Consider the following 21805-nt stretch of genomic DNA (forward strand, 5'->3'; position numbering starts at 1 on the left):
CACCTATTACTCAACTTTTAGGATTCTTCCGATGGCTGTTTCAACCCTCACCTTGCTTCCACCGTAGAAAACCTTCTCCTTCGTGTACCTAACCATTACATCGTCCTCAACTTTTACCTCCACTAGATTTGCCTCAAGTCCTGCGTGTGCAAGGAAATTCCTTGGGTTAACCTGAGGACTAGGATTCTTGAGGAATTTTGAGAGACTTGTCCAATCACTAGGTTTATTGTCCTTTAATCTCTCTATAATCCTATTTAGTTCGTTCTTCGTTGAATGAAGTATTCTGCCCCTGAAAACTGTCTCGGCTATCTCCATAAGTTCTCCTACCGAAAGTTCCTCCCTGGGGAGGGAGAATTTCTTTCTTAAGGGCTCGTCTAAAACCTTCAACTGTAATAGCAGGAGAGCTAATGTGCCAAAATTATCGCTCAATCTAAGCCTCCTTACGACTCTCCTATTTTCTTGATCAACAAAGATGTTCCTCTCGTACACTTCCACGGCTTCCTCTACAGCACCTTTAACTTCACTTAGACTAGGATAAAAGCTTGCCAGAACCAATGGAAGCCCATAAACTAGGGAGAATATCCACGAGTTTATTTTATTTAGACCCCTTTTAATTCTTTCAAAATTCTCTAAGCTCCTCTTTATCTTACCTAATTCTTCTCCAGAAATACTAAACCTGTCAACTGGCGGATTTCCAGATACACGCCTATTTAATGGAGCTGGGCTAATAACTTCATTCTCTATCGTATGTATTTCAAGTTCCTTTGTAACTCCTTTCACATAAGGCTCGGAGTTGTATGTGATTAATCTAACGTTATTCGTCAGTGCGACAACTCCTAAAATATCCCTTAATGCTTTGTATGTTAGGATTGTAATGTAGTTTAAACCATGCGTTATGTCAAAGTGAACTTCAACATCTTCCACGGCAGGTATAACCTCCTGCAAAAGATAAACCACGTAATGGTAAACATCTATGGGATCACCCAAGAACTCCCCATTCCTGAACTTTCCTACCCCTGGAACTATTAAGATTTCATGGTTTTTGATACCAAGCCCATCAAGGAATTCAGCAGCTTTTTTCTTTACTGTCTCCCTAAGAGATTTTAATGAAGAAAAATCCTTCGATAATGTGTCCGGGAGTATTATGACAACTTTATCTGGGTTAATTTCTTCAATGAGTGCCGAGATCGGCGATTTGCTTCTCACTTCTGTTCTTCCAAATTTGTAGGTAACTTCATCCCACGATTCAAAGTTTCCCCAGGAGGCAAGTAGAAGCTTCATAAGGCAACCCACCCCATTGGCATACCATTAGTGGTGAGTCTGTATGTCTTCGGAAATTTAGCTACTATATTCTTAGTTTTCGGGTTCTTTCCTAATCCCAGCTTTCTTCTTACTCTCTCCCACTTGTTTCCCCTACCCTTGAGAAGTAATCCAATTGTGGTAGATATCCACCCGCTTCCCCAACCAACTCTGAGAATTCTTTCGTATGAAGATAACTCCTTATAAAATTCCCTTGCCTTTCTCTCCTCCGCTTTTGCCAGTTCCTTATAGAAATCGTCAACGGCCTCCCAGATGAACTCCTCAAAGACATCCCAAGGATCCCCTTTTAAACTTAAACAATACCAGAATAGGCCGTTCATGTAATTCGCGTTTCTTTTTAGTAGCTCCCTATCCACCCTTATCTCAATGTCAACTACTGTTCCTGGGTCTAAGGCCTCAACGTATATTGGTATCAACTGAGGATTCCCATGAACCTTAACTTCGTAGAGACTCAGCTTGTCCAAACTTATTGGCTTAGAGTCTCTAACTATTAGCCCTCTCATTGGATCTCTCTTTGGTTCATGTCTTATCCTTCCCCTAGATACCTCAAAACCAAAGACAATAGCCTCCAAAGAATCGTCAGCAGACTTTGGATCAACATTCTCTCTTAAGAGGATAGTTAGGTGGTAATCTAGCAGATCCTCACTCTTATAGTAGATATCTTCAATGAGCTTGCTGATCACTTTATTAATTGTCCGATTTTTCTTGTTTTTATCCTTAATAATCTCACCACTCCAGCGAATGGCTTCTACAACAGTATTAACATCCCCACAATCTCTGAGAACCTTATACATCACTGCAGTTCTAATTGCTCCTTTAATGGAGCTGCCAGGAATGTAAGGTTTTCCATTAGTTTTTATGAACTCCCTTATTCCTGAACTTCTTTTTCCAAGCTCTCCCTTTATTTTTAATGAATATCTTGAGTAATGTGCTGGATTTAAGTGATATCTCTCAAGATAGTGTTTCCATATGTACCAACTTTCTCCCGGACTCTTCAAGAAATCAAGTAACTCATCATACTCAACTCCCAGCTTTACTAGATCACTGATTAACTTATCAACGTCAAGGACATATATCCTATCTTTAGCCGGGTAAAAGTCTACTGGAGTTAATTCATTTCCATTCCCTATATGAAGGGGAGATATCACCCTCATGCAACTCACCTAGAGAATCTTTGTTGGAATTAGAAAAGACAGCCCATAGACGTATATCTTCCTCCCAAGGTTGAGTTCTATCATCTTCCCTGGATCTTCATCGAGGATTGATCCCTCTACAACGAAAGGTATCTTGGGCTTTCTTTTTCCTAGTGTCCACCCTCCCACTTTCTCAATCTTCCAGTACTTTAAGGATGCAGGATTTGATGGGTAAGTGAGGGAGAGTGTTACAAATGAATCCCCACTTGGAGTTCTGATTTCCAATTCGTCTATCTCTGCCCTAAAGAGGCCGTATCCCCATGTTGCCTTTCCTCCAATCCCATGATCTCCAAGAAAGCTTATTGCAGGAACTATATATTTCTCGAAAAATTCTTTTGAGCCCTTGTAAAGGAAGTACAAACCCGAGTTCTCTTTGAATGCGATGCCATCCCAGAAATATATTGAAGAATTTGCAGTCACTCTATCTAATGAAACTTTTGGAACTTCAACTAGTCTGTAGGGTTCGGGATATTTTTTGATACTTACTTCCTCCCCATTTATCGTTTTCTCAAAGTATTCAAGGGGCACGAATTTCTTTCCTTTTATTTTCTTTAGTTCTATCAACGCCCTATTTCTTTCCCGATCCTTGAAGCACTTGCTTCCGCACTCACCCTTAAGGTATCGCCTTGCCAATTTAGCCAGGTTAATATCAAATGTTAGCGGTTTTGGAAGAAAATACGTTTCTTGGGAAAATGGAAAGAGTGAAGAAATTCTAGCCTCACTAAAGCCCTTTATAAAAGCCGATATCTCATCCTCTCCATATAAGTATGCTACTGCATTAGCTAAGGCTCCAAATAGTGTTGTTGAACGTGGAATGTTCCTAAAAGGTCCCTTAGGGTAGAGTTTAACTACTTTGAACTTCATTCCTAATCTCTCCCCCCTCAAGGACCTTTATAAAGTCTGACAATAGTTCATCAAATTTTTTGAGAATTTCTTCTACTCTGAATCTCTCCCCCTCTTTTTTGGTAACTCTAAGGAGATACTTAGAATCCCCAGTCTTATAGTACTCTGGTAACTTTAGGATTATGTCACTAATTTCAAATTTCACTTTTCCATATCCTCTTGATCCACTCCCACCAAGATAAGAATCCTCCACTAAATGCATCGCAGTTAAGACACTCCGTAAATCGTCTTTCCATTGAAGTAGATCCTCAATAGTATATATTATTTCAAATTCAAATTCCGCTCCTCTAACTACCCTCTCTACTGTTCTCAAATTTGTCTTTGATGTTATTCTATCAATTGAAATTTCCTGCTTAATTTCTGTAATTTCCTCCAAAGGTTTACGTCTCCAATTTTCAGTTAGCTGTAAATCTCTAACTATAATCCTTGCGGGAAAGTTTTCGGTTCCGCTACTTCCAAACACCCTGCAAATGGGACAATTATATGCCTTCTCGTAATTCTCACAAGCATGTATCTTTGTACCTCCTATGTCCTTATTGAAGAATTCATCAGGCGTATTTAATTTAGTTGCTATGTATACTTCAAAGAGAGATCTCATTCGTCCCTTTAGAGAAGATCCAGGGATATATGGATACCCTGTAGAGGGATCACGCATTACTGGAGAATCTACTCCTCCTATTTCCCCAACATTTCTTCCAGCCCCTATTCTAAGCCCAGTCTCTGCTCTCAATATTCCTGTGAGTATTATTTTTCCATAAAATCCCCTTTTTCTAGTTATCATTGTTCTTTCCCTCCAAAATATCTGTGATAAGCCACAATAGCTTCAAAAAACGTATATACCTTGCTAAAATTCTCAACAGTTGGATTACTAGACAACCATAATAGAATTGGCTCTAAAACTTCCTGAAGTGGCTGAACTGAACTATTCTTTCCAGCGTAATATGCCAATAACATATTCATGCGAACAGCTCCATTTAGTATCCTACGGCTGATTGTGTTATCATTTTGATTTAACTTGACTTCTGTGTTTAGGCCCTTCGACATTTCAATGATTTTCCTAATTTGGGTAGTTTTCAGCTCTTTAATAACAGCCATGGCTGCTACAACAGCGGCAGTCTTGACTATTCTGAAATCATCAAGTTTTGATAAATCCCCTCCCGTATTTCTGAAATCTTCCTTTATCTTTTGAAATTCGTCCTCAATGACTTTCTCAATGACTTCCTTCACACTCCCCTTCTTTCTGGTTTTAAGAGCTTCCCTAACAGCTTCCCTGACAATAGAAAACCATCCCTCCTGAATCGCTTTTTTAAGGCTATTTTCATCAACTTCTAATCTTTCTCTCCTTAAACCCCCACCTTCTCTACCTCTATTATACATTCTGTCACCCCCTAACTGCCATAAGAATAATTTTCAAAATTCCATCAATCCAGTAAACCGGCTGGGGCTTATCCTTGACAACAGCCTCAGCGTCTATTCCAACTAATTCTGGGAAAATATCAGCCAAGGTTCTATTTTTCTCAATTTCATGCCTACTTAAGTGGTATGCCAAAAGATAAGCCCATCTAACATCTTCCGGATTTTGAACATAAAGTTCTCTAAATTCCAATATTCTATATAGAATGCTCTTCTTCTCCCTTAGTGGCTTTATAAGATTCCCATTTCCAGAATAAATTTTCTCAGCATATTCCTTCCACAGCTTGATATAAAGATCCCAAGGATAGGATATCCTGAAGCCCTCTCCTCCAGGAGATGTCCTATCTATAACAAATACCGAGTTCTTTTCAAGGCTTTCCTCCTTTGCTTTAGAAAGCCTTTCTTTCATGACTTCAGCAACTCTATATATAGGCATCTTCGGATGGAAGTAGCCTAGGGCCATTGAAATTCCAAGACATCCACCCGTGTAAGATTTGAATGCATTCCTTATCCTAAAAGCGAGTTCAAAGATCTCATTCCAAGCCCCAACAATGAAGAAGTCATCGCCCCCCGCATACACCACTACTATATTCGGATTCTCTGGCCAGTCTGAAAGTGATGGAACGTAGCCTATGACGTCACCGAATTTCCCCAGTATCAAATGGTTCAAGTATACCTTGAAGAAATAGTCCAGGAACCTAGAGGCGGTAGCGTACTCTGATAGTGACTCCCTGCAAGAGAAGAATGCCCCCATATCATCTACATCTCCCTTTATGACCCCAATTCTCTTAATACCAATAGATGCATTCGAAAGTTCATCGAACGTTATCACTCTAGTCATAGCACCATCTTTGACTTCCTTTGCATAATCAGCCACTATGTAAGGAATGAACGTTGCATCTCCAGTTTCTCTCCGATACTTCAGGGTGTTCTTTACCATAAAGTAGTCTCCCTTCTCCAGGGCATATGTGCCCTTATGGGGGACAAAGACTCTGAAAGGCCCCTCTCCAATCTTCCCCTCTTCCCAACTAATTCTCTTAGTTAAAACGAATCCCTCAATCTTTGGTAAATCTTCACCTATCTGCCAAAGGTTGTAGCAGATGTCACAAACCCTTATTTCCTCTTCCTCTAGGATAAGCTTTTTCACGTCATTCTCTGGAATCTCCCGTCCACAGACTTGACATTCCACGAGTTTTTCGCCTCTAGGAATAGAGAATATACTAGGAATCTCCTCAAATCTTCTAACTTTCCTAATTGCCAACTTTTCACCTAGCTTTTCCCTCACCTCCCCAAAGTTTTTCATAAGTTGCTCCCCACTAACGGGAAGCCACTCTATAGCAAGATACAACTTCCCCTCAAACTTTTCCCACAACCACTTTGCAACCTCCTTCCTCAGAATTTCAAGCTTATTTGTAGCAGATGGAGTGTTTTGAGATATTATTAGGAAGTGACCACCAGCATTGAAAATCAAATTAGCCAAGCTCAGGTTCAATCTTTCCAAGATTTCTAGCACAATATCCCAACTCAACAATTCAAGGTAGGCGCTTCTAGCTCTCAGGTACTTCAGAGTACCCTTCCCACTCACTCCATATATGAAATCTTGTATACCAGAGAAGTCTCCTTCTATCAAAAGTATATTCTCCTTTTTACTGCACTCTTCAGCCTCTCTAAGGGTTCTTGGTCTACAACCAGAATTGTATAGTGCCAAAGCTATGGCGGCTGTTGTTCTCAGATGGTCATACAAAGACACGACGTTTCCTTTAGTGGTTGCAGAGCTAACGAAGGTGAAGAACATCTCGAGAGTCGGCAAGAGAGCATCAACCTTCAGCGGTATATCCTTCAATTCTCTTCTTAGATCCTCAACAATTTCCTTATAATGCTCGGGGCTAACTTTTTCAATTTCTTCGGGAATTGGTAATCTCAAGGGTTCTTTTATTTCAAACTTAGTGACGGGATATGATAAGTCTCTGTTGAAGACTGACCTTAATGGCCTCGTTATGTCATATCTGCCTCCTTCCTCTCTCTCCTTCGAGGATATGTTGTCAGCAATATATACTAGATAAAGGGCAACCTTCAAATCTTCTTCAGATAGACCTAAATCCTCCAGTATTCCCCTAATTTTTGAGATCTCTTTTTCCAAAGCAGATGAATCCCCCAAGTGACTTCTATGATGAAATCTAGAGAACAAAGAAAGAACCTTGAGAAGTCTAATTTTATCTTTTGCACCTTTCATATCCTCTGCTAAATCATTGAGGAACCTCCATCCCTGAATGCTATGGTCTCCCTCATACAACCTTGCCCTCTGAACTGGCTTTCCGATATCATGAAGGAGGGCACCTAAGGATATAAGCTCTTCAACTTTCAAAAAATCACCTCCTTATTGGGTTTAAAAATCCAAAACCTAGAGAATTCTTTTCTCCAAGTCCCGCTTCCATTATAAACTTGTAGAACTTTCTTTCTTCTGGCTTTATTCTCTCTTTCTCCAGAAGCTCCCAGTTACTCCCTATAACGGCAAAGGGAACTCCCCATTTTATGACCTTCACGTAGACATCGATCTTTCCATTTTTCCTGATCTTAGGAATGAGCCTATCAAATATTGGACCATCGAGGTAGAACTCATCCCCATAAAAGGCGTTGAACTTCTTTTCAGCATTTTCTTTGAGCCTATCAAGGAAGAACCTCAAGTCTCTATGCTCGTGAAGCTTAAAGTATTCATTTTTTCTTGAGTCTCTATAGAGAACCACAGGTGATCCAGTTTGGAACGCTTTTTTAAGCTTCAGGGAAAACTTCTTCACTTCGATAAGCCTAAGCTCATACTTCCCAATGTATATCTTTTCCTTTCCTTTTAACCTCTCATATAATGTTAAGATGAATTCTCTGTCCGGGGATGAGATAAGCAAGGTGTAAAAGCCTCTAGAATCCCTAAACACATCAGAGAACGTGAAAAACTTGAACTTTGGAACATCATGCATTGCTTCGTATTTGCTTCCTTTCAGTAAGCTATATATGAACCCCTGAACAGCGTGTTTATTTAATGAGACATTATCAATAATTATGTTACCATTAATTGGTACGAATGACAATTTCAATCTCATGGCAATACTTTGTGTAGGACTAATTGGTATTAAAATCTTTTGTTACCATCCGAAGTCAAAAACTTTTCCGAGTGTATTTCCCCGGACAAGTAAACAGAGAAAGTCCAATTTATTGTGGCCTAACTATATTTTCATGAGATTTTTAATTCCTCGGTCATTCTAAACGGAGATGATACAGTATAGATGACCAAGCTGTCATAAAATTCAAAGAAACTATAATAAAAGGATGATATAATCCACTGTTGGTGATAAAGGTGAAGAGAAAGGGAATACTCGTGATTATAGACGGACTCGGAGACAGACCAATAAAAGAGTTCAACGGAAAAACTCCCCTCGAATACGCAAACACTCCAAACATGGATAAGTTAGCTAAAATCGGAATCCTTGGACAGCAAGATCCTATAAAGCCCGGTCAGCCAGCGGGAAGTGATACTGCCCACCTAAGCATCTTCGGATACGACCCCTACAAGAGCTACAGAGGAAGAGGATATTTTGAAGCCCTAGGTGTTGGCCTAGACCTTGACGAGAATGATTTAGCATTTAGGGTCAATTTCGCGACCTTAGAAAATGGAATAATCACGGACAGGAGAGCGGGAAGGATAAGCACAGAAGAAGCCCACGAGCTAGCGAAGGCAATTCAAGAAGAAGTCAATATAGGAGTAGACTTCATTTTTAAGGGAGCAACGGGACATAGAGCAGTTTTAGTGCTTAAGGGGATGGCCTCCGGATATAGAGTTGGGGAAAACGATCCCCACGAAGCAGGGAAACCCCCTCACAAATTCTCGTGGCAAGATGAGGAAAGTAAGAAAGTTGCAGAGATACTTGAGGAGTTCGTTAGGAAAGCACATGAAGTCTTAGAAAAGCATCCAATAAATGAGAAGAGGAGAAAAGAAGGGAAACCCGTTGCAAACTACCTCCTCATAAGGGGTGCAGGAACATATCCTAACATTCCAATGAAGTTTACCGAGCAGTGGAAGGTAAAAGCCGCGGCAGTTGTTGCAGTTGCCCTAGTTAAGGGAGTCGCGAGGGCAATAGGCTTCGACGTTTACACTCCAGAGGGAGCTACAGGAGAGTACAACACTGACGAGATGGCAAAAGCAAGGGCTGTTGTCGACTTGATAAAGAAGTACGACTTCGTATTCCTTCACTTCAAGCCAACTGATGCAGCTGGCCACGATAACAATCCAAAGCTCAAAGCAGAGATGATAGAGAAGGCTGATAGGATGATCGGGTACATAGTTGATAACGTTGACCTAGAAGAGGTTGTCATTGCAATAACGGGAGACCACTCAACCCCATGTGAAGTCATGAACCACAGTGGCGATCCAGTCCCGCTCCTCATAGCTGGTGGAGGAGTTAGAACAGACTACACCGAGAGCTTCGGTGAGAGAGAAGCTATGAGAGGAGGGCTTGGAAGAATAAGGGGGCACGACATAGTCCCGATAATGATGGATCTAATGAACAGAACAGAAAAGTTTGGAGCATGAGCCTCGGTTTTAGAATATTATCTCTTTTTCCTTTCCCTCAAGCAAGCCCTCCTCTGAATTATAATCAAGGTCTACACCAAATACACCAAACCTTGAATACACGTTTTCATCGTAAATCTTATGTTCATTGAACACCCAGATTGGAACATTTACGGTATTTTCTATTACATAAACCATTCCCCTCACCCTCTCTTCTTCACTTAGCTTCCCCCAGTTCTCAGCAAGCTCGACAACACTTTCCCAGAAATTCTTTGGAATTGCGGGAACCGTTATGAAAGTGTCCCTAGATGATAGCAGCCTATCCGAGATCCCGAACCTATGAATCGTTATTAGATACTCCCTTTCCAAGATGTTTCTCTTTATTTCACCCTCATATCTGTCCCATATTTCCTCATAAAATCTGTCATTCAGTCTCAAATATTCCAACTCACTCTCTGCACTCTCGAGCTCTTTAACTAAGCCCATAGAAACTTCAACGGATTTCTTATCATATGGGAGATAGAATCTTTTCCCTTCTGGGATGAAAATGTAAGCCCTACCATCTTTCCTTCCTCTCCTATTAACCCTGCCAAACCTTTGAATAAGAGAATCCAAGGGTGAAACCTCAGTGTATAAGACATCATAGTCTATATCCAACGAAACCTCAACAACTTGAGTAGCAACGAGAATTCCAGAATCCAAGGACTCCACCAACTTGGTTTTCTTTTCCCTATCTGACGTCGTGAACCTTGAATGGAATAAGTAGACATCATCTCTCTTCTCTTTCAACTCTCTAAATACTTCCCTGGCTCTGCTAACTGTGTTGACAACAACCAAGACCAGTCCTCTTTCATCTGCTATTTCCTCAATATAGTCAAGTACTGGACAATCAAACACCTTAACCCTCACTCTTCTCTTCCTCTCATACCTCTCTCTCACTTTTTCAAAGGGAATTATCTCTCTCAGCCCAAGATCCTTAAGTTTCTCCCTTAATGGAGAAGGTAAAGTTGCGGACATGACGGTGACCTTTGCCCCAAGATACTCAACGGCATACCTTATCCCACTTAGTATTAAGGCGAGAGTAAATGGTGGATAAGAGTGAATCTCATCAATTATCCAGTGGGAATTCCTTAAAGCGAACTCTTTAACCGAGAATTTATGATGATTAAGGAAGGCCAGAAGAAACTGATCTATCGTCGAGACATGAATCCCTTTCATTGCGTACTTGTTTACTATCTTCTCTTCAAGCCTCCCCTCCTTATAGAGAGAATAGAATATCAGACTGTGACCAAAGGAAACGTTATCCCTTCCAAAAATCGCCTCGAACCTCTTTCTCATCGCTTCAACCGTAGTTATCGTTGGGAGAGTGTAGATAATTTTCCTAACCCCAGGAGGAGTAGCCAGGAGGCTTGTCTCAGTTTTACCATCCCCCGTAGGTAGAAGGAAATACCCATGCCCTTTTCCAATAACAAATTCTTGATACTCTCTGAGCCTAAATCCCCTCCCTATAAGATAATCCTCCACTCTCCCCCTCACAAAACCCTCGTCTGTAAAGTAAATTGAGGGAGAAAGAGATGAACTCTCCATCCAATCAGAAAGCCTAAGAACACCATTAAAAAGGGTATAGAGATTTCTCAAGTCTAACGTGCTGTAGTTTCCAATCCTATCATTCCATCCAAAAATTTCACCAGCCCACTCTCTGAGCTCCATAACAAAATTCGCTGGCTCGGAAATAACTTTACCGTCGACTATCAGTACCTCCTCCTCGTCGATCTCATTCTGAAACAACCCCTCATGAAAGTCCGAATGATGGGTTAAAATTGAGAGAAGTGCAATCTTTTTCAGAAGTTCCTCGCACTCGAGAAACCTAGAAGCAAGCTCAACTCCCAAAAATGCATGTGAAGGAGAGGACTTTCTCTTTCCAACCAACTTCTCTTGAAACCTATCATCAAGCTTTCCAACATCATGCAGAAAGACGTGCTTGAGTAGGCAGGACCTAACCTCATCCCTTATCTCCAGTCCATCTAGAAGTTTTTCAGCTATAATCTCGGCGTTCTTACTGTGTTCATATAGGGACTTATCCGGCTTTCCCAACTTGGACTTCATAAGACTTACAAGCTCCCCCCACTCCATCCCTCACACCCAGCAAAAATCTCTATATGAACATTTCTTACAGTATGGCTTCTTTTCTGGTCTAGGAGGAGTTGGAGATGAGACTATCTTTTCAATATCCTTTAAGGCGTCCTCCAGAGTTTTAATATCTTCTTCGGTTAGCTTAACAACTTCCCTCTTTCCCTCCTTGGGATAAGTAATAACACCAACAGCCTCCACACCAGCCTTTCTCAGATAGTACAGATAATACTTTAATTGCCATTTTGCAGGCTCCTCAAGCTTAGAACTCTTCTTTATTTCTATAACTTTAAGCCCCTTCTTTGTGCTTAAGGCATCTATCTTTATATCCTCTAGGAGGATTTCCTTCCATTCCCTATCATAATACTCCTCGTGGATAATCTTTCCAATCAGCATATCCTCGTTTTCAAAATCAAAATTTATCCCCCTAGAAAAGAACCAAAGCTCCCTCTTACATGTGAAGTAATACTGAACCATAAGCCCCGTAATCCTCATAGAATCATCTCCACCGGAGATCTGTCAACTCCTATAACGTGAAGATCAAAGCTTTTATAAGGAAGGACATAAATCAGCACAGAATCTTCATCAGGATTTATTATCCTCCTAAGCCTCCTCTCAAGATCATAAAGCTGAGCCCTGCTAAGTTCACCCTCAAAAACACTATTCTGCCTCCAATAAAGATACGTCTTTAGTAACTTGTTGACCTTTACAACCCTCTCAACATTAACATCATAGACGACTATAACGTACATCACCACCACGCTCTTAAGGAGTTGTACTTCCTATCCCCAAGAAAATGCTTAACAAGAGAATACACTTCAAGTCTCATCAGATACCTAACAGAGACCTTCCTCTTTAGCCTCGGATGAAGTACCTTCCTTTCTAGTTCAGAATTTAGCTCCTTAAGGAAAATCTTAAGCCCCTCATTGCTAAGCAGAACACCAACATCCCTTCTAAAGTGTTCCTCCCTTATCATCCTCCTGTTCACAAGCCTTAACACTACCCTGAAGACTGTTATAGGCTTGAAAATATCAGCTATATCTAAGGCCAGAGAATACCTCCGCTCCAAAGGCTCATGAAGGAAACTTATGGCTGGATGGGCATATGTTTTCCTAATCTCACTCAACGCCACAGTGTACAAGACAGAGTTCCCATAACTTATCATAGCATTTACCTCGTCCCTCGGAGGTCTTCTATTTCTCCCATCAAAAGAAAAATACTTCAGCATCCCAGAAAAGTCCTTATAGAATTCCTGCCAGAGCTTGCTTTCAATCCCCATAAGCTCTTGAGCAGAAGAACCCTCAACCTCAATTTCCTCTATGAACATTGGATCAACACTCTGAGATTTCAGAAGAGCTATCGTAGAGGCCTTAATCCCCTCAACAAACTGCCTTGCTATGTATACTCTCTTTTCATCATCGAGATAATGCTCGGCCTGAGCTATCACTATTGCCCCGCTAACCTGGGACTCAGTTGGCATAAAGGAACCTCTATAGTAGCCGTATTTATTGTAAAAATGTACAGGAACATCATTATCTGCTAACAACTTTATTGCTCCACTTGTCAAAGTCACTGGCCTAAAGCAATGAATTTCACTTATAGTGTTTATTGGCAATGCTTTCTTTCCATTCTCATTAACAAAAAACAGAGTATTAGACTTACGTTCCAATATACCAGGCTGGGTTATGTATATAGGTGTTTTCATATAAACACCCCTACTACATAATAATCTTTGTGACTTTTTTGTATATAAAATATACGAATCTGAGCCAAAATTCACATTTTCATATTGTGTTATTTTTTTGTTTGGTTGGTGTTATTTTGTGTTATGCTGGTTTTTTCATTTGTAGAGTTGGGGTTAATGCATTGAGTACTCGAGGATTGAAGCACTGCTCGGGGTCGAGATTCAAAAAACAAGCAATAATGAGAAAGTAAAACAAGAATAAGACCATAAAAACTGATTTAGTTTTCAGATTACCCCGCCAGTAGTAATTCCCTGCCAATTGAATACATTTGAAAACTGGGGGTTCTCATAAGTCTAATTAGGGAGTGAAGGCGGGAGACCCCAAAATTGGATAGTCTAGGAGGTCTAGTTAAGCATTGTTTTTGGATTCTCTTGGTTTTAGGTAATTTTTTCATTTTCAACATGCTTCGATTTCTTGAATTCTCGTTTTAACTATTCACAATCCTCCACTCGTTAGTGAGAGAGTTTTCGTGAGTTCTTCATTTTAGGGTTGGGTTTATAAAGGGAGTGCAGTAGCACGGGTTTCCTGAAGGGGTAAATTATTTAAGCCTTGGGGAGGGAGTAATGAAGGAAAACAACCAAAAAAAACCCAAAGTTTCCGAAGAACTAAATAGTATGGAAAGTTTCCCTTATCTCATACATTGCCGATCACCAATTGTATGGTTTCCGAAGAACTAAATAGTATGGAAAGCTGGTAAATGGTGGGTCGGTCGGTAATACTAGCGAGCAGCAAAGTTTCCGAAGAACTAAATAGTATGGAAAGAGATTACCGTCAATTCTATATGTAACTACTGCGAACCACCAGTTTCCGAAGAACTAAATAGTATGGAAAGACGTTGCCTGCTCGACTGATATAATGCCATCTCTAACCGGTTTCCGAAGAACTAAATAGTATGGAAAGTGTCCAATTCTCTTTTATGTCTTTTGAAAACAAATCAGTTTCCGAAGAACTAAATAGTATGGAAAGCCCTCTTCAAAAACGCTAACAACCTCAGATATCCAAGTTTCCGAAGAACTAAATAGTATGGAAAGTTGTCCATCGGGTGCAGCACCCATGTACATTTTTGTGGTTTCCGAAGAACTAAATAGTATGGAAAGGACTTCAAGGATAACAAAATCGCCGAGGTTGGTTTTCTGGGCAGTTTCCGAAGAACTAAATAGTATAGAAAGAGTTCCCTTTAGCCCGCGAGAACGACCTCGAGGGCGCCGAAAGGTTCCTCGAAGGGTTTTTGATTCTTACCCCTTTTGTCCGATTTTATGAAACTTCCACTTTCACAGATGGTGTGATTTGTGAAAGTCCGTTTTCATAAAATCGGCCCTTTGTGAAAGTAGGCTTTCACAAATCTTATAAATTATGAAAGCGGACTTTCACATATGGCGATAAAGATAGTTAGGCTCGTGAAGCACAACCCCTGGTGGAAGAGCGAAGGCTGGGAGAAAGAGGACAGGGACCTGTCGAGGACCAGGGAGATAATTCCGAGGAAGCGCGTTGAGGTGAAGGAGGGTTCCGTAACACTTCTCAGGGGAATCCGACGGGCGGGCAAGAGCTTCTACATCAAGACGCTGATAAAGGCCCTCATCGAGAACGGCACGGACCCGAGAAGGATAGCCTACATTCCCTGCGACAGGTTCACGGGGGGAGAGGTAAGGGCCTTCATAGACGAGTTGAGGCTCAGACACGGTGAGCTCTACGTCTTCCTCGACGAGATAACCTACCTGAGGGGCTGGAGGCTTCTTCTCAAGGAGCTCGGCGAGGAGGGCGTAACCACCGTCGCCACTGGCTCGAACCCGGTGGAGCTGAAGCGCGAGAGCGAGCTCCTTCCCGGGAGGGGGATAGAGGGCAACGAGTACTACTTCAACCCCCTGAGCTTCCGCGAGTTCGCGCGCTTCATGAGGCCCAAACTACCCGATGTGTCCTTCACCTACAGGGAGCCCGATGTCGATGAGCTCTTCCCTTGGTATGAAGAGCTTGAAGGCCTCTTCTACGCCTACCTCCAGACAGGTGGCTTTCCAGAGGCGGTTCTGGAGTTCAGGCGCGATGGGAAGGTGAAGCCAGAGCGGTACGAGGAGCTGATCCGCCTCATCCTCGGGGAAATCGCAAAGTCCGGAAAGAGTGAGGAGACGGCAAGGGAACTCCTTGAGGCCATATTCCGGCTGAGGGGCAACAGGGTTGATTACGTTAGCCTGGCCCGGGAAATCGGGGTCTCCCACCCGACAGTGCGGGAGTATCTCTCAACGCTGGAGAGGGCGAGGGTGTTATACACGCTGGAGGCATGGGACGTAACCAGAAAGCGCCACGCTCACAGGAAGGAGAAAAAGATAATCTTCCAGAGCCCACTCATAGCGACGGCCCTCGCCGTCTACCTCGGGGAGGAGCCGGTGGAGTTCGTCGAGGGCAACATTGAGTGGCTCGTGGAGCACACCGTCGCGTCTCACGTTATCTGGCACCTTGAAGAGCCGGTTCTCAGGGAGAAGCACGCCTTTGCAGGATTCTATTACAACGGCTCGAAGGAGTGCGACATTGTCATAAGGGATGGGGGTTTCTTCGGCATCGAGGTCAAGTACGGCCGGGTGAAGCGAAAGGGCTACCCATTTCCGGTGCTCTACCTCTCGAAGGACGAGCTCGGTCAGGATGTTATCCCAACATCGCTCTACCTCTATGGCCTGGAGAAGAGCAGAAGGTCAATATAATTTTAAACCCCCAGGTTCCAGTTTAGGCACGTCCCTGGGCGAGGGAGGGTTTCTGCCTGACGAGGGAGCCGTTCTCGATAACCTCAACCCCTAAATACCTAAGCGGACTTCTCCACATTCAAGAGGTCAGCTCGATGTACCCGCCCGTTGCCCTTGAACCCGGACTCGGTGAAACCATCGCAAACATGGCCGCCGCCCCCAGTGGGAAGACGAGCCACATGGCACAGCTGATGGAGAACGAATCCTACTCGATGCTCCCTGTACCGGCTCGGGGACAATACACAAAAGAGCATAACAGTTGTGCTTCTTGTTCCAAGTTTCCGAAGAACTAAATAGCGCAGAAAAAGCAGGCTTTCGGTATTTAATTTAAAGCCTAAAGCCGTTGGTGCACTATTCAAAAGGACTAGAGGAATTTGCTTTTAATGGCCTCTCCAATTGCCCTAGCCAGAGGGGGAGGAACAGCTTCACCAACACTATCAAATTGCACATTTCTTCCACCTAGGAAGACGAAATTGTCTGGAAATCCCATAAGCCTTGCTTGTTCCCTTACAGTCAAGGGTCTGTCTTCGAATGGATGAACGAACCTACTACTACCCCTAACCGTAGGAGAGGGCCTATAGGGGTGTAATCTGATCCAGTTCTTGAACCTTCCAAAGCCCTGAGCCCCTTCTCCCCACTTTAGGTAAGGGATCCTCCTAGCTATCTTAGAGGGGGGATTCCAGAACTCGTGGTTTGGAAGGTTGGGAGGAATATCACTAAGAACGTCCCAGACTTTTTTCGGTCCTTTAACTTTTCTTGGTCTTATCTTAATGTTCGAAATAAAAACCCTCCTCCTTATCTGAGGGACACCATAGTCTAAGGCATTCAAAATGTTGAACTCTACTGAATATCCCGCCCTGTCGAATTCTTTTACAAGATAATCCTCCAGCTCCATTATCTGTGGAACGTTCTCCATGATGAATATCTCTGGTTTCAATTCCCTAACAAATCTTATGAACTCCAGAACAAGTCTGCCTATTGGATCTTTGTACAACCTGTCTCTGGGATTTTCCTTCCTCTTCTGATTTATAGCGGTAAAAGGCTCACATGGAGGCCCTCCAATTATGATGTCAACGCTCGGGAACTCTCTTGGGTTTAAGGATTTTATATCACTAACATGAACCTTAACGTCAGGAAAGTTCAGGGTGTACGTTTTGGCTTTAGGCTTGAAGTTCTCAACAGCCGCTACTATCTTAAATCCTGCAAGCTTGAATCCCAGGGAAAAGCCCCCAGCTCCCGCAAATAAGTCAAGAACCTTCATGATTGGAGAAAAGGAGAGGCTACTTTTTCTTTTTGATTGCCTTCTCCCACACTTCAAGTGTTTCCTTTGCTCTTTCGAATATCTTCTTTGCAGCTTCCTCTAAGGCTTGCTCTGGCGTTACTTTCCCATCCGTAACTACCCTAAACCTCGGCTTCCTAGCCATCGTTATTGGGTGCTCTATTGTGTATGCTGTGAACTTCACGTGTGGATTCTCTCTTAGAGTTTCAACGAGGAGGTTGGCAAACGTGTGATCTTCCCCTTCTAGATAGAACTCAAGCAGGTTCTCCTCCCTCTTTATGACCTCTATCTTCATCTTCCTCACCCTCTAGATATTCTAACAGCTCCTTAAGGGCCTGCTCCTTGTTCTTTATTAGTTCGTATTTAAACTTATCCTCCTTGTACTCAGCCAGCCCTAAGTCTACAAGCATGTCGAGTAGCTCTTCCGGGTCAATATCATATGCCACGGAAACCGGAACGACTACCTCTCTTATCTGTCTCGTCGTCTGTAGGGCTATCTGCTCCAGGTTCTGACTTAACCTTTTAACTAGATCTACTATTTCTCTCCAAGGCATTGAGGTCTTTATGTAATCCTCCTTAGTCTCCACTGTTTCTCCCAGAAGTTCTAGAGTTTTCAGGAGGATTGGAAGTGAAATGTTGGCACTCGCCTCTCTGAATATGTCATCTGGGTAATAAGTGAAAAGCCCCTTCCTGTCTGGATAAAGTCTTCCCCTAACCCTCTTGTGGGCCTCTCTTATTGCTCTAATTGCTTCCCTTATTTCATCTTTTGTCCCTTGAACGTTTACTTTAAGGGAGTCTAGCTTCCCATGGATGTAGACGAAGGCTGAAAGGTTTAGCCTTTGTACTTCTTTCATGAATTCTTCCTTCTCAACGTCATCCCTCACGTGGATCACTATGACTTTCTTTGCCCTCATATCTTCACCTTCCTGTAGAGTGTGGAGAGCTTTCTCGTTTCAACGTTGCCACACTTTGGACAGACGAGCTGGTTACCCTTTCTAACAAGAGGAGTCCTGCATTTGGAACAAAGGGCATAGACAACTCCAAGGTCTGGATCTTTGGTTGTGAGCTGTATTGGGCTCTTTTCATCAGTTATTACCCTAGCCCTGACGATGTCCCCTATCTTAAATTCATTCCTCAAATCTTCAACGAACCCATCTTTGACCTGCGAAATGTGTATTCCGGCAAGCTTTGATGTTGCTATCTCCCTGTTGTCCTTACCTTCGATCTTTATCATTCTCAGGAGGACTGCCTGTTGCTTTACATCTATAACCCTCGCGTACACTATGTCCCCTACCTTTGGGATTGGGGGTGTAGAAGAGGCGGGCTTCAGGCTTATCTCTATCTTATCCTTATCAATTTTAACCCAACCTGCCCTGGTAGAGTACAGGTTTCCGTCCTCCACTATTACGCCTTCTCCAGGCAGGTATTCTTCTATAACTCCAAGATAGTCACCCGGAAGGACAAAGTCTCCCTCTTTTACTGCCCTTTTCTTCTCGTCCAATTTTCTCCCCCTCCCGATATCTTATTGGTCATCCCAACTTTAAACCTTCTCCCCTCCTCTATTTCCCTCCTCACTATAGAAGCTTCCCTGGCGACTTCCTTTTTGTTGAAAACGCTCGCTATTCTCTCAACGGCCTCAAGCTTCCTGACAATACCGTCGAGCCATGTAAAAACATCTCCGGGATATACTATCAATCCATAAACTTTCCTGAAGTGCTCAGAGATTTTTGAGGGTTCTCCGCCATTAACTCTGAGTTCCACTATCTTCCTCGCGATTCTTTCCATTGCAAAATCAGTACAATCTTGTTCCGGACAGTTAAAGAAGTCTTGGTAAATTAGAAACAGTCTATCCGCAGCGCTTGGGCTTATCTCTGGAATCACTTTGTCAAGCTCTTCTAGGATAGAGGTGAATGAGCTTGAGAATATGTTCGAGCTTATCCTTCCCCTAACGGCACTTTCCAGCTCTCTCTGAAGAAAGCCTGGCAAATAAACATTCTCAAAGGGGAACAGCCTTATAGCAATTCCCAACGGATCCAAGGAATCGAGGGAGTCTCTTATGAACTCGGCTTCCTTGGGTAGGAGAAAACTCATGCTCGTTGCCCTTCCAAAGGGGGTAACTTCAACCCTGGTTGAATGTATTCTAACGAATCCCCTCTCTTCAAGCTTTTTTAAGACATTTTCAGCACTCTGAGAGGCCCCGAGAGTTAGGGAGTGAACTTCCTCAATTACCGGAAGTTTGTTGAAAACGCATGCGTGGGCAAGCACGTTGTCTTCTTCCATTTCTTCTCCCCATTCAACTATTACTGGCTCTATTGGAGATGTTAGAAGTTTTAACGCCACTTCATCTTCAGTCCCTTCCATCTGAGCTGAATATTTCTTCCCCGGCTCCACTATAAGGTAGACTTTACCTTTTTCATGATAAAGAGGCCTTCCTGCTCTTCCAAGCATCTGATGGAATTCCCTAACGGTAAGCCACTTGTTTCCCATTGCCAGGCTCTCGAATATAACTTGACTCGCTGGGAAATCAACACCAGCTCCTAGGGCTGCCGTTGTCACGACAACATCTATCATTTGGGCCTGGAACTCCATCTCTGTTATTTTTCTTTGCTTGTAGGGAAGGCCAGAGTGATAGGGCTTTGCCCTTAATCCCTTGCCCGTTAAAAAGGAGGCTAGCTCGTGGCATCTCTTTCGGGAGAAGGTAAAGACTATTGTTTGTCCCTTAAATCCCCTGGAGCTGACTCTCATTGCTTCCGCTCTGCAGAGTTTTGCTATGTGCCTCCATTTTTCGCTTTCATTTCTCGCTATTATTATGTGCCTCTCAAGATCCACAGGTCTCTCGTCGTAGAGAACGAGCTTCATTCCCAAGGATTTCGCGAGTTCTTCCGGGTTTCCTATTGTGGCCGAGAGTCCTATGAACTGGGCCCTTGGGTAGAGTTTCCTCAGCCTAGCAACAAGCCCGTCCAGCCTTGGTCCCCTCTCCTCATCGTCAAGCATGTGGATTTCATCAATTACTACCGTTCCCACATTCCCTATTTTCTTCCCGGCCCTTAGGAGATAATCTATTCCCTCATAGGTTCCCACTATGATGTGGGCGTCTATTCCCGTATCAACGACTACAGGTTCCTCTCTTGTCTTTATTCTGCTCATTCCAACTCTTATTGCAACCTTAAGGCCCAGTCGTGAGTATCTCCTCTTGAAATCTTCGTATTTTTGATTGGCCAGGGCAACTAAGGGGACTAGAAAAAGGAGCTTCTTTCCTTCTAATGCCTTTGGAATACCTGCCAATTCTCCAATTAACGTCTTTCCGCTGGCGGTGGCTGAGACTACAAGGAGATTCTCCCCCTCAAGAAGACCCTTTTTGATTGCCAAGACTTGGACAGGGAGCAGTTCTTTTATTCCCTCAAGCTTCAGCACATCCTTGAACTTTTCAGGTATTTTGAGCTCGTCAATCGTGAGCTTTTCAACTTTCACCCGCTTCGCCTTTAGCTCATCCCACTTTGTTACTTCTGGATGCTCCGTTGGGTCAAACCTCGGGTCGAAAGCATAGAGAACTTTGTCTAAATCTCTGAACTTCTCAAGTAGCTTTTTTGCCTGTTCGAGCATTCCAAGGGAATTGAATCTAATTCGAAGCTCGTTCTTCAGTTCTTCCTCCGCACAGCTTTCACATATGTATTCGTCCCTGTACTTTATTCTGTTTCCCTCGGTTAGTACTGTTATCTTTCCATTTATGAGACACAGTCTGCATAGGCTTGCTTTTTCAACATTCTTGTTCATGAGCTTTCTTCTAAAGTAGTCCTCCCACTCATCAGCGTCAGCAAGGATTATCCTTGAGCTCCTTAATAGCTTCTCAATCTCCTTGGGATTCCTATACTGGCTTCCCTCGAGAACCTTGAATAACCTGCCATCTCGCATTATTAGCCTAAGTACTCTATCAGCTTTGATATTCCTTATTTGAGAGAGCTTCTCAGGGGGGTTCTCAATTATGAATGCCTCAAGCTCTCCCTTTTTACGCCCCCTCCTTATTACGAATAGCATCTCACCACCTACTTCAAGATTACCCCACTCTCTTTAAAGTTCTCGAGGACTATTGAAACTCTCGTTCTCCTGGCAAGGTTCTTTAGATAGATACCCCTAAGATCCTTTAAAAAACCATTAAGAGAATCAACGTCCTTGAAGGTTCCCCTTATAACTAGTTGGAACTCTCCAGTTTTCTTATAAACGTCATTTATGCTTTCCATCCTAAGGATTGGTCTAAGTAATTTGGACAACTCTTGAGAATCCGGCTCAACTAACTCGACCTCTATTATGGCAGTTATAAACTCCCCAAAGAAGGAGGGATCGACAACTGCAGAATATCCCTTAATAACTCCCAATTTCTCAAGCTTCTCAATTCTGTTTTTTATTGCAGAGGCTGTGAGACCTACCTTCTTTCCCAGTTCTGTTAGGGTTATTCTCCCGTTTTTCTTAAGCTCTCTAACTATTATTTCATCGATCTCATCAACGCCTGGCATTTTTCACCTTAGTAAAATACG

At 42.8% G+C, this 21805-nt stretch carries 19 protein-coding genes, 1 pseudogene and 1 CRISPR repeat array; of the genes and pseudogenes, 3 read left to right on the forward strand and 17 right to left on the reverse strand.

Going from position 1 to position 21805, the window contains the following annotated elements:
- Positions 1-6: 6 nt before the first annotated feature.
- Genes csx1 through cas6 form a run of 7 tightly spaced genes read right to left on the reverse strand, consistent with a single transcriptional unit; the run spans position 7 to position 7924 of the window.
- Positions 7-1281, reverse strand: a complete 1275-nt coding sequence (csx1, locus tag PY04_RS00545) for a CRISPR-associated CARF protein Csx1 (RefSeq protein ID WP_014733233.1) — start codon at positions 1279-1281, stop codon at positions 7-9.
- Positions 1278-2474, reverse strand: coding sequence for a type III-A CRISPR-associated RAMP protein Csm5 (csm5, locus tag PY04_RS00550; protein ID WP_014733234.1), 1197 nt, complete (start codon positions 2472-2474; stop codon positions 1278-1280). Before csm5 ends, csx1 begins: the two co-directional genes overlap by 4 nt.
- Before the next feature lie 9 nt (positions 2475-2483).
- Positions 2484-3377 carry a type III-A CRISPR-associated RAMP protein Csm4 gene (csm4, locus tag PY04_RS00555; RefSeq protein WP_014733235.1) on the reverse strand — a complete coding sequence of 298 codons (894 nt, stop codon included), beginning with the start codon at positions 3375-3377 and terminating at the stop codon, positions 2484-2486.
- A complete protein-coding gene (csm3, locus tag PY04_RS00560; protein ID WP_014733236.1) occupies positions 3358-4197 on the reverse strand; it encodes a type III-A CRISPR-associated RAMP protein Csm3 in 840 nt (279 codons plus the stop codon). Before csm3 ends, csm4 begins: the two co-directional genes overlap by 20 nt.
- Positions 4194-4793: a type III-A CRISPR-associated protein Csm2 gene (csm2, locus tag PY04_RS09350; RefSeq protein ID WP_014733237.1), complete on the reverse strand. Its 600-nt coding sequence runs from the start codon at positions 4791-4793 to the stop codon at positions 4194-4196. The genes csm3 and csm2 overlap by 4 nt, the downstream gene beginning before the upstream one ends.
- Before the next feature lie 4 nt (positions 4794-4797).
- Complete coding sequence (cas10, locus tag PY04_RS00570) at positions 4798-7194, reverse strand: type III-A CRISPR-associated protein Cas10/Csm1 (protein WP_014733238.1); 2397 nt, start codon at positions 7192-7194, stop codon at positions 4798-4800.
- Positions 7195-7198: 4 nt separating this feature from the next.
- Positions 7199-7924 (reverse strand): CRISPR-associated endoribonuclease Cas6, encoded by a 726-nt coding sequence (gene cas6 / locus PY04_RS00575; protein ID WP_048055851.1) that lies wholly within the window; start codon positions 7922-7924, stop codon positions 7199-7201.
- 254 nt (positions 7925-8178) lie between these two features.
- On the opposite strand from cas6, the gene PY04_RS00580 reads away from it, so the two are divergent.
- Positions 8179-9411 (forward strand): 2,3-bisphosphoglycerate-independent phosphoglycerate mutase, encoded by a 1233-nt coding sequence (locus tag PY04_RS00580; protein WP_014733240.1) that lies wholly within the window; start codon positions 8179-8181, stop codon positions 9409-9411.
- Positions 9412-9420: 9 nt separating this feature from the next.
- Here PY04_RS00580 and PY04_RS00585 read toward each other — a convergent pair whose 3' ends face one another.
- Genes PY04_RS00585 through cas1b form a run of 4 tightly spaced genes read right to left on the reverse strand, consistent with a single transcriptional unit; the run spans position 9421 to position 13225 of the window.
- A complete protein-coding gene (locus PY04_RS00585) occupies positions 9421-11523 on the reverse strand; it encodes a CRISPR-associated helicase/endonuclease Cas3 (RefSeq protein ID WP_014733241.1) in 2103 nt (700 codons plus the stop codon).
- Positions 11524-11526: 3 nt separating this feature from the next.
- A complete protein-coding gene (gene cas4 / locus PY04_RS00590) occupies positions 11527-12015 on the reverse strand; it encodes a CRISPR-associated protein Cas4 (protein ID WP_014733242.1) in 489 nt (162 codons plus the stop codon).
- Entirely contained in the window at positions 12012-12272 is a 261-nt protein-coding gene (gene cas2 / locus PY04_RS00595; RefSeq protein ID WP_014733243.1) for a CRISPR-associated endonuclease Cas2, read from the reverse strand. The genes cas4 and cas2 overlap by 4 nt, the downstream gene beginning before the upstream one ends.
- Positions 12272-13225 carry a type I-B CRISPR-associated endonuclease Cas1b gene (gene cas1b / locus PY04_RS00600; RefSeq protein ID WP_014733244.1) on the reverse strand — a complete coding sequence of 318 codons (954 nt, stop codon included), beginning with the start codon at positions 13223-13225 and terminating at the stop codon, positions 12272-12274. The genes cas2 and cas1b overlap by 1 nt, the downstream gene beginning before the upstream one ends.
- A 633-nt stretch (positions 13226-13858) precedes the next feature.
- Positions 13859-14434: a CRISPR direct-repeat array (repeat unit 29 nt; unit sequence GTTTCCGAAGAACTAAATAGTATGGAAAG).
- Between the two features lie 204 nt (positions 14435-14638).
- Here cas1b and PY04_RS00605 point away from each other — a divergent pair.
- Positions 14639-15955: an ATP-binding protein gene (locus PY04_RS00605; protein ID WP_014733245.1), complete on the forward strand. Its 1317-nt coding sequence runs from the start codon at positions 14639-14641 to the stop codon at positions 15953-15955.
- A 32-nt stretch (positions 15956-15987) separates the two neighbouring features.
- Positions 15988-16197 (forward strand): annotated as a pseudogene (locus PY04_RS09420) (SAM-dependent tRNA/rRNA cytosine-C5 methylase); the annotation flags it as partial.
- Positions 16198-16358: 161 nt separating this feature from the next.
- Here PY04_RS09420 and PY04_RS00615 read toward each other — a convergent pair.
- Genes PY04_RS00615 through PY04_RS00640 form a run of 6 tightly spaced genes read right to left on the reverse strand, consistent with a single transcriptional unit; the run spans position 16359 to position 21784 of the window.
- The gene (locus PY04_RS00615) at positions 16359-17255 is read right to left on the reverse strand and encodes a DNA cytosine methyltransferase (RefSeq protein ID WP_014733246.1); all 897 of its coding nucleotides are present in this window, start codon (positions 17253-17255) and stop codon (positions 16359-16361) included.
- Positions 17256-17274: 19 nt separating this feature from the next.
- Entirely contained in the window at positions 17275-17568 is a 294-nt protein-coding gene (locus PY04_RS00620; protein WP_014733247.1) for a DNA-directed RNA polymerase subunit L, read from the reverse strand.
- Complete coding sequence (locus tag PY04_RS00625; RefSeq protein ID WP_014733248.1) at positions 17528-18187, reverse strand: DUF2067 family protein; 660 nt, start codon at positions 18185-18187, stop codon at positions 17528-17530. The genes PY04_RS00620 and PY04_RS00625 overlap by 41 nt, the downstream gene beginning before the upstream one ends.
- The gene (locus PY04_RS00630; RefSeq protein WP_048055853.1) at positions 18184-18774 is read right to left on the reverse strand and encodes an exosome complex RNA-binding protein Csl4; all 591 of its coding nucleotides are present in this window, start codon (positions 18772-18774) and stop codon (positions 18184-18186) included. The genes PY04_RS00625 and PY04_RS00630 overlap by 4 nt, the downstream gene beginning before the upstream one ends.
- Positions 18750-21308, reverse strand: coding sequence for a DUF5814 domain-containing protein (locus PY04_RS00635; RefSeq protein WP_014733250.1), 2559 nt, complete (start codon positions 21306-21308; stop codon positions 18750-18752). The genes PY04_RS00630 and PY04_RS00635 overlap by 25 nt, the downstream gene beginning before the upstream one ends.
- An 8-nt stretch (positions 21309-21316) precedes the next feature.
- Positions 21317-21784 carry an Lrp/AsnC family transcriptional regulator gene (locus PY04_RS00640; protein ID WP_014733251.1) on the reverse strand — a complete coding sequence of 156 codons (468 nt, stop codon included), beginning with the start codon at positions 21782-21784 and terminating at the stop codon, positions 21317-21319.
- Positions 21785-21805: the final 21 nt, after the last annotated feature.

Source organism: Pyrococcus sp. ST04 (genome assembly GCF_000263735.1).
Classification (GTDB): domain Archaea; phylum Methanobacteriota_B; class Thermococci; order Thermococcales; family Thermococcaceae; genus Pyrococcus.

Coding starts and splice junctions, on each gene's coding strand:
- PY04_RS00585 (WP_014733241.1), bottom strand. CDS start 11,523: ATGGAGTGGGGGGAGCTTGTAAGTCTTATGAAGTCCAAGTTGGGAAAG.
- csm3 (WP_014733236.1), bottom strand. CDS start 4,197: ATGATAACTAGAAAAAGGGGATTTTATGGAAAAATAATACTCACAGGA.
- csm5 (WP_014733234.1), bottom strand. CDS start 2,474: ATGAGGGTGATATCTCCCCTTCATATAGGGAATGGAAATGAATTAACT.
- PY04_RS00635 (WP_014733250.1), bottom strand. CDS start 21,308: ATGCTATTCGTAATAAGGAGGGGGCGTAAAAAGGGAGAGCTTGAGGCA.
- csm2 (WP_014733237.1), bottom strand. CDS start 4,793: ATGTATAATAGAGGTAGAGAAGGTGGGGGTTTAAGGAGAGAAAGATTA.
- csm4 (WP_014733235.1), bottom strand. CDS start 3,377: ATGAAGTTCAAAGTAGTTAAACTCTACCCTAAGGGACCTTTTAGGAAC.
- cas1b (WP_014733244.1), bottom strand. CDS start 13,225: ATGAAAACACCTATATACATAACCCAGCCTGGTATATTGGAACGTAAG.
- cas6 (WP_048055851.1), bottom strand. CDS start 7,924: ATGAGATTGAAATTGTCATTCGTACCAATTAATGGTAACATAATTATT.
- cas4 (WP_014733242.1), bottom strand. CDS start 12,015: ATGAGGATTACGGGGCTTATGGTTCAGTATTACTTCACATGTAAGAGG.
- PY04_RS00605 (WP_014733245.1), top strand. CDS start 14,639: ATGGCGATAAAGATAGTTAGGCTCGTGAAGCACAACCCCTGGTGGAAG.
- PY04_RS00640 (WP_014733251.1), bottom strand. CDS start 21,784: ATGCCAGGCGTTGATGAGATCGATGAAATAATAGTTAGAGAGCTTAAG.
- PY04_RS00625 (WP_014733248.1), bottom strand. CDS start 18,187: ATGAGGGCAAAGAAAGTCATAGTGATCCACGTGAGGGATGACGTTGAG.
- PY04_RS00615 (WP_014733246.1), bottom strand. CDS start 17,255: ATGAAGGTTCTTGACTTATTTGCGGGAGCTGGGGGCTTTTCCCTGGGA.
- cas2 (WP_014733243.1), bottom strand. CDS start 12,272: ATGTACGTTATAGTCGTCTATGATGTTAATGTTGAGAGGGTTGTAAAG.
- csx1 (WP_014733233.1), bottom strand. CDS start 1,281: ATGAAGCTTCTACTTGCCTCCTGGGGAAACTTTGAATCGTGGGATGAA.
- PY04_RS00620 (WP_014733247.1), bottom strand. CDS start 17,568: ATGAAGATAGAGGTCATAAAGAGGGAGGAGAACCTGCTTGAGTTCTAT.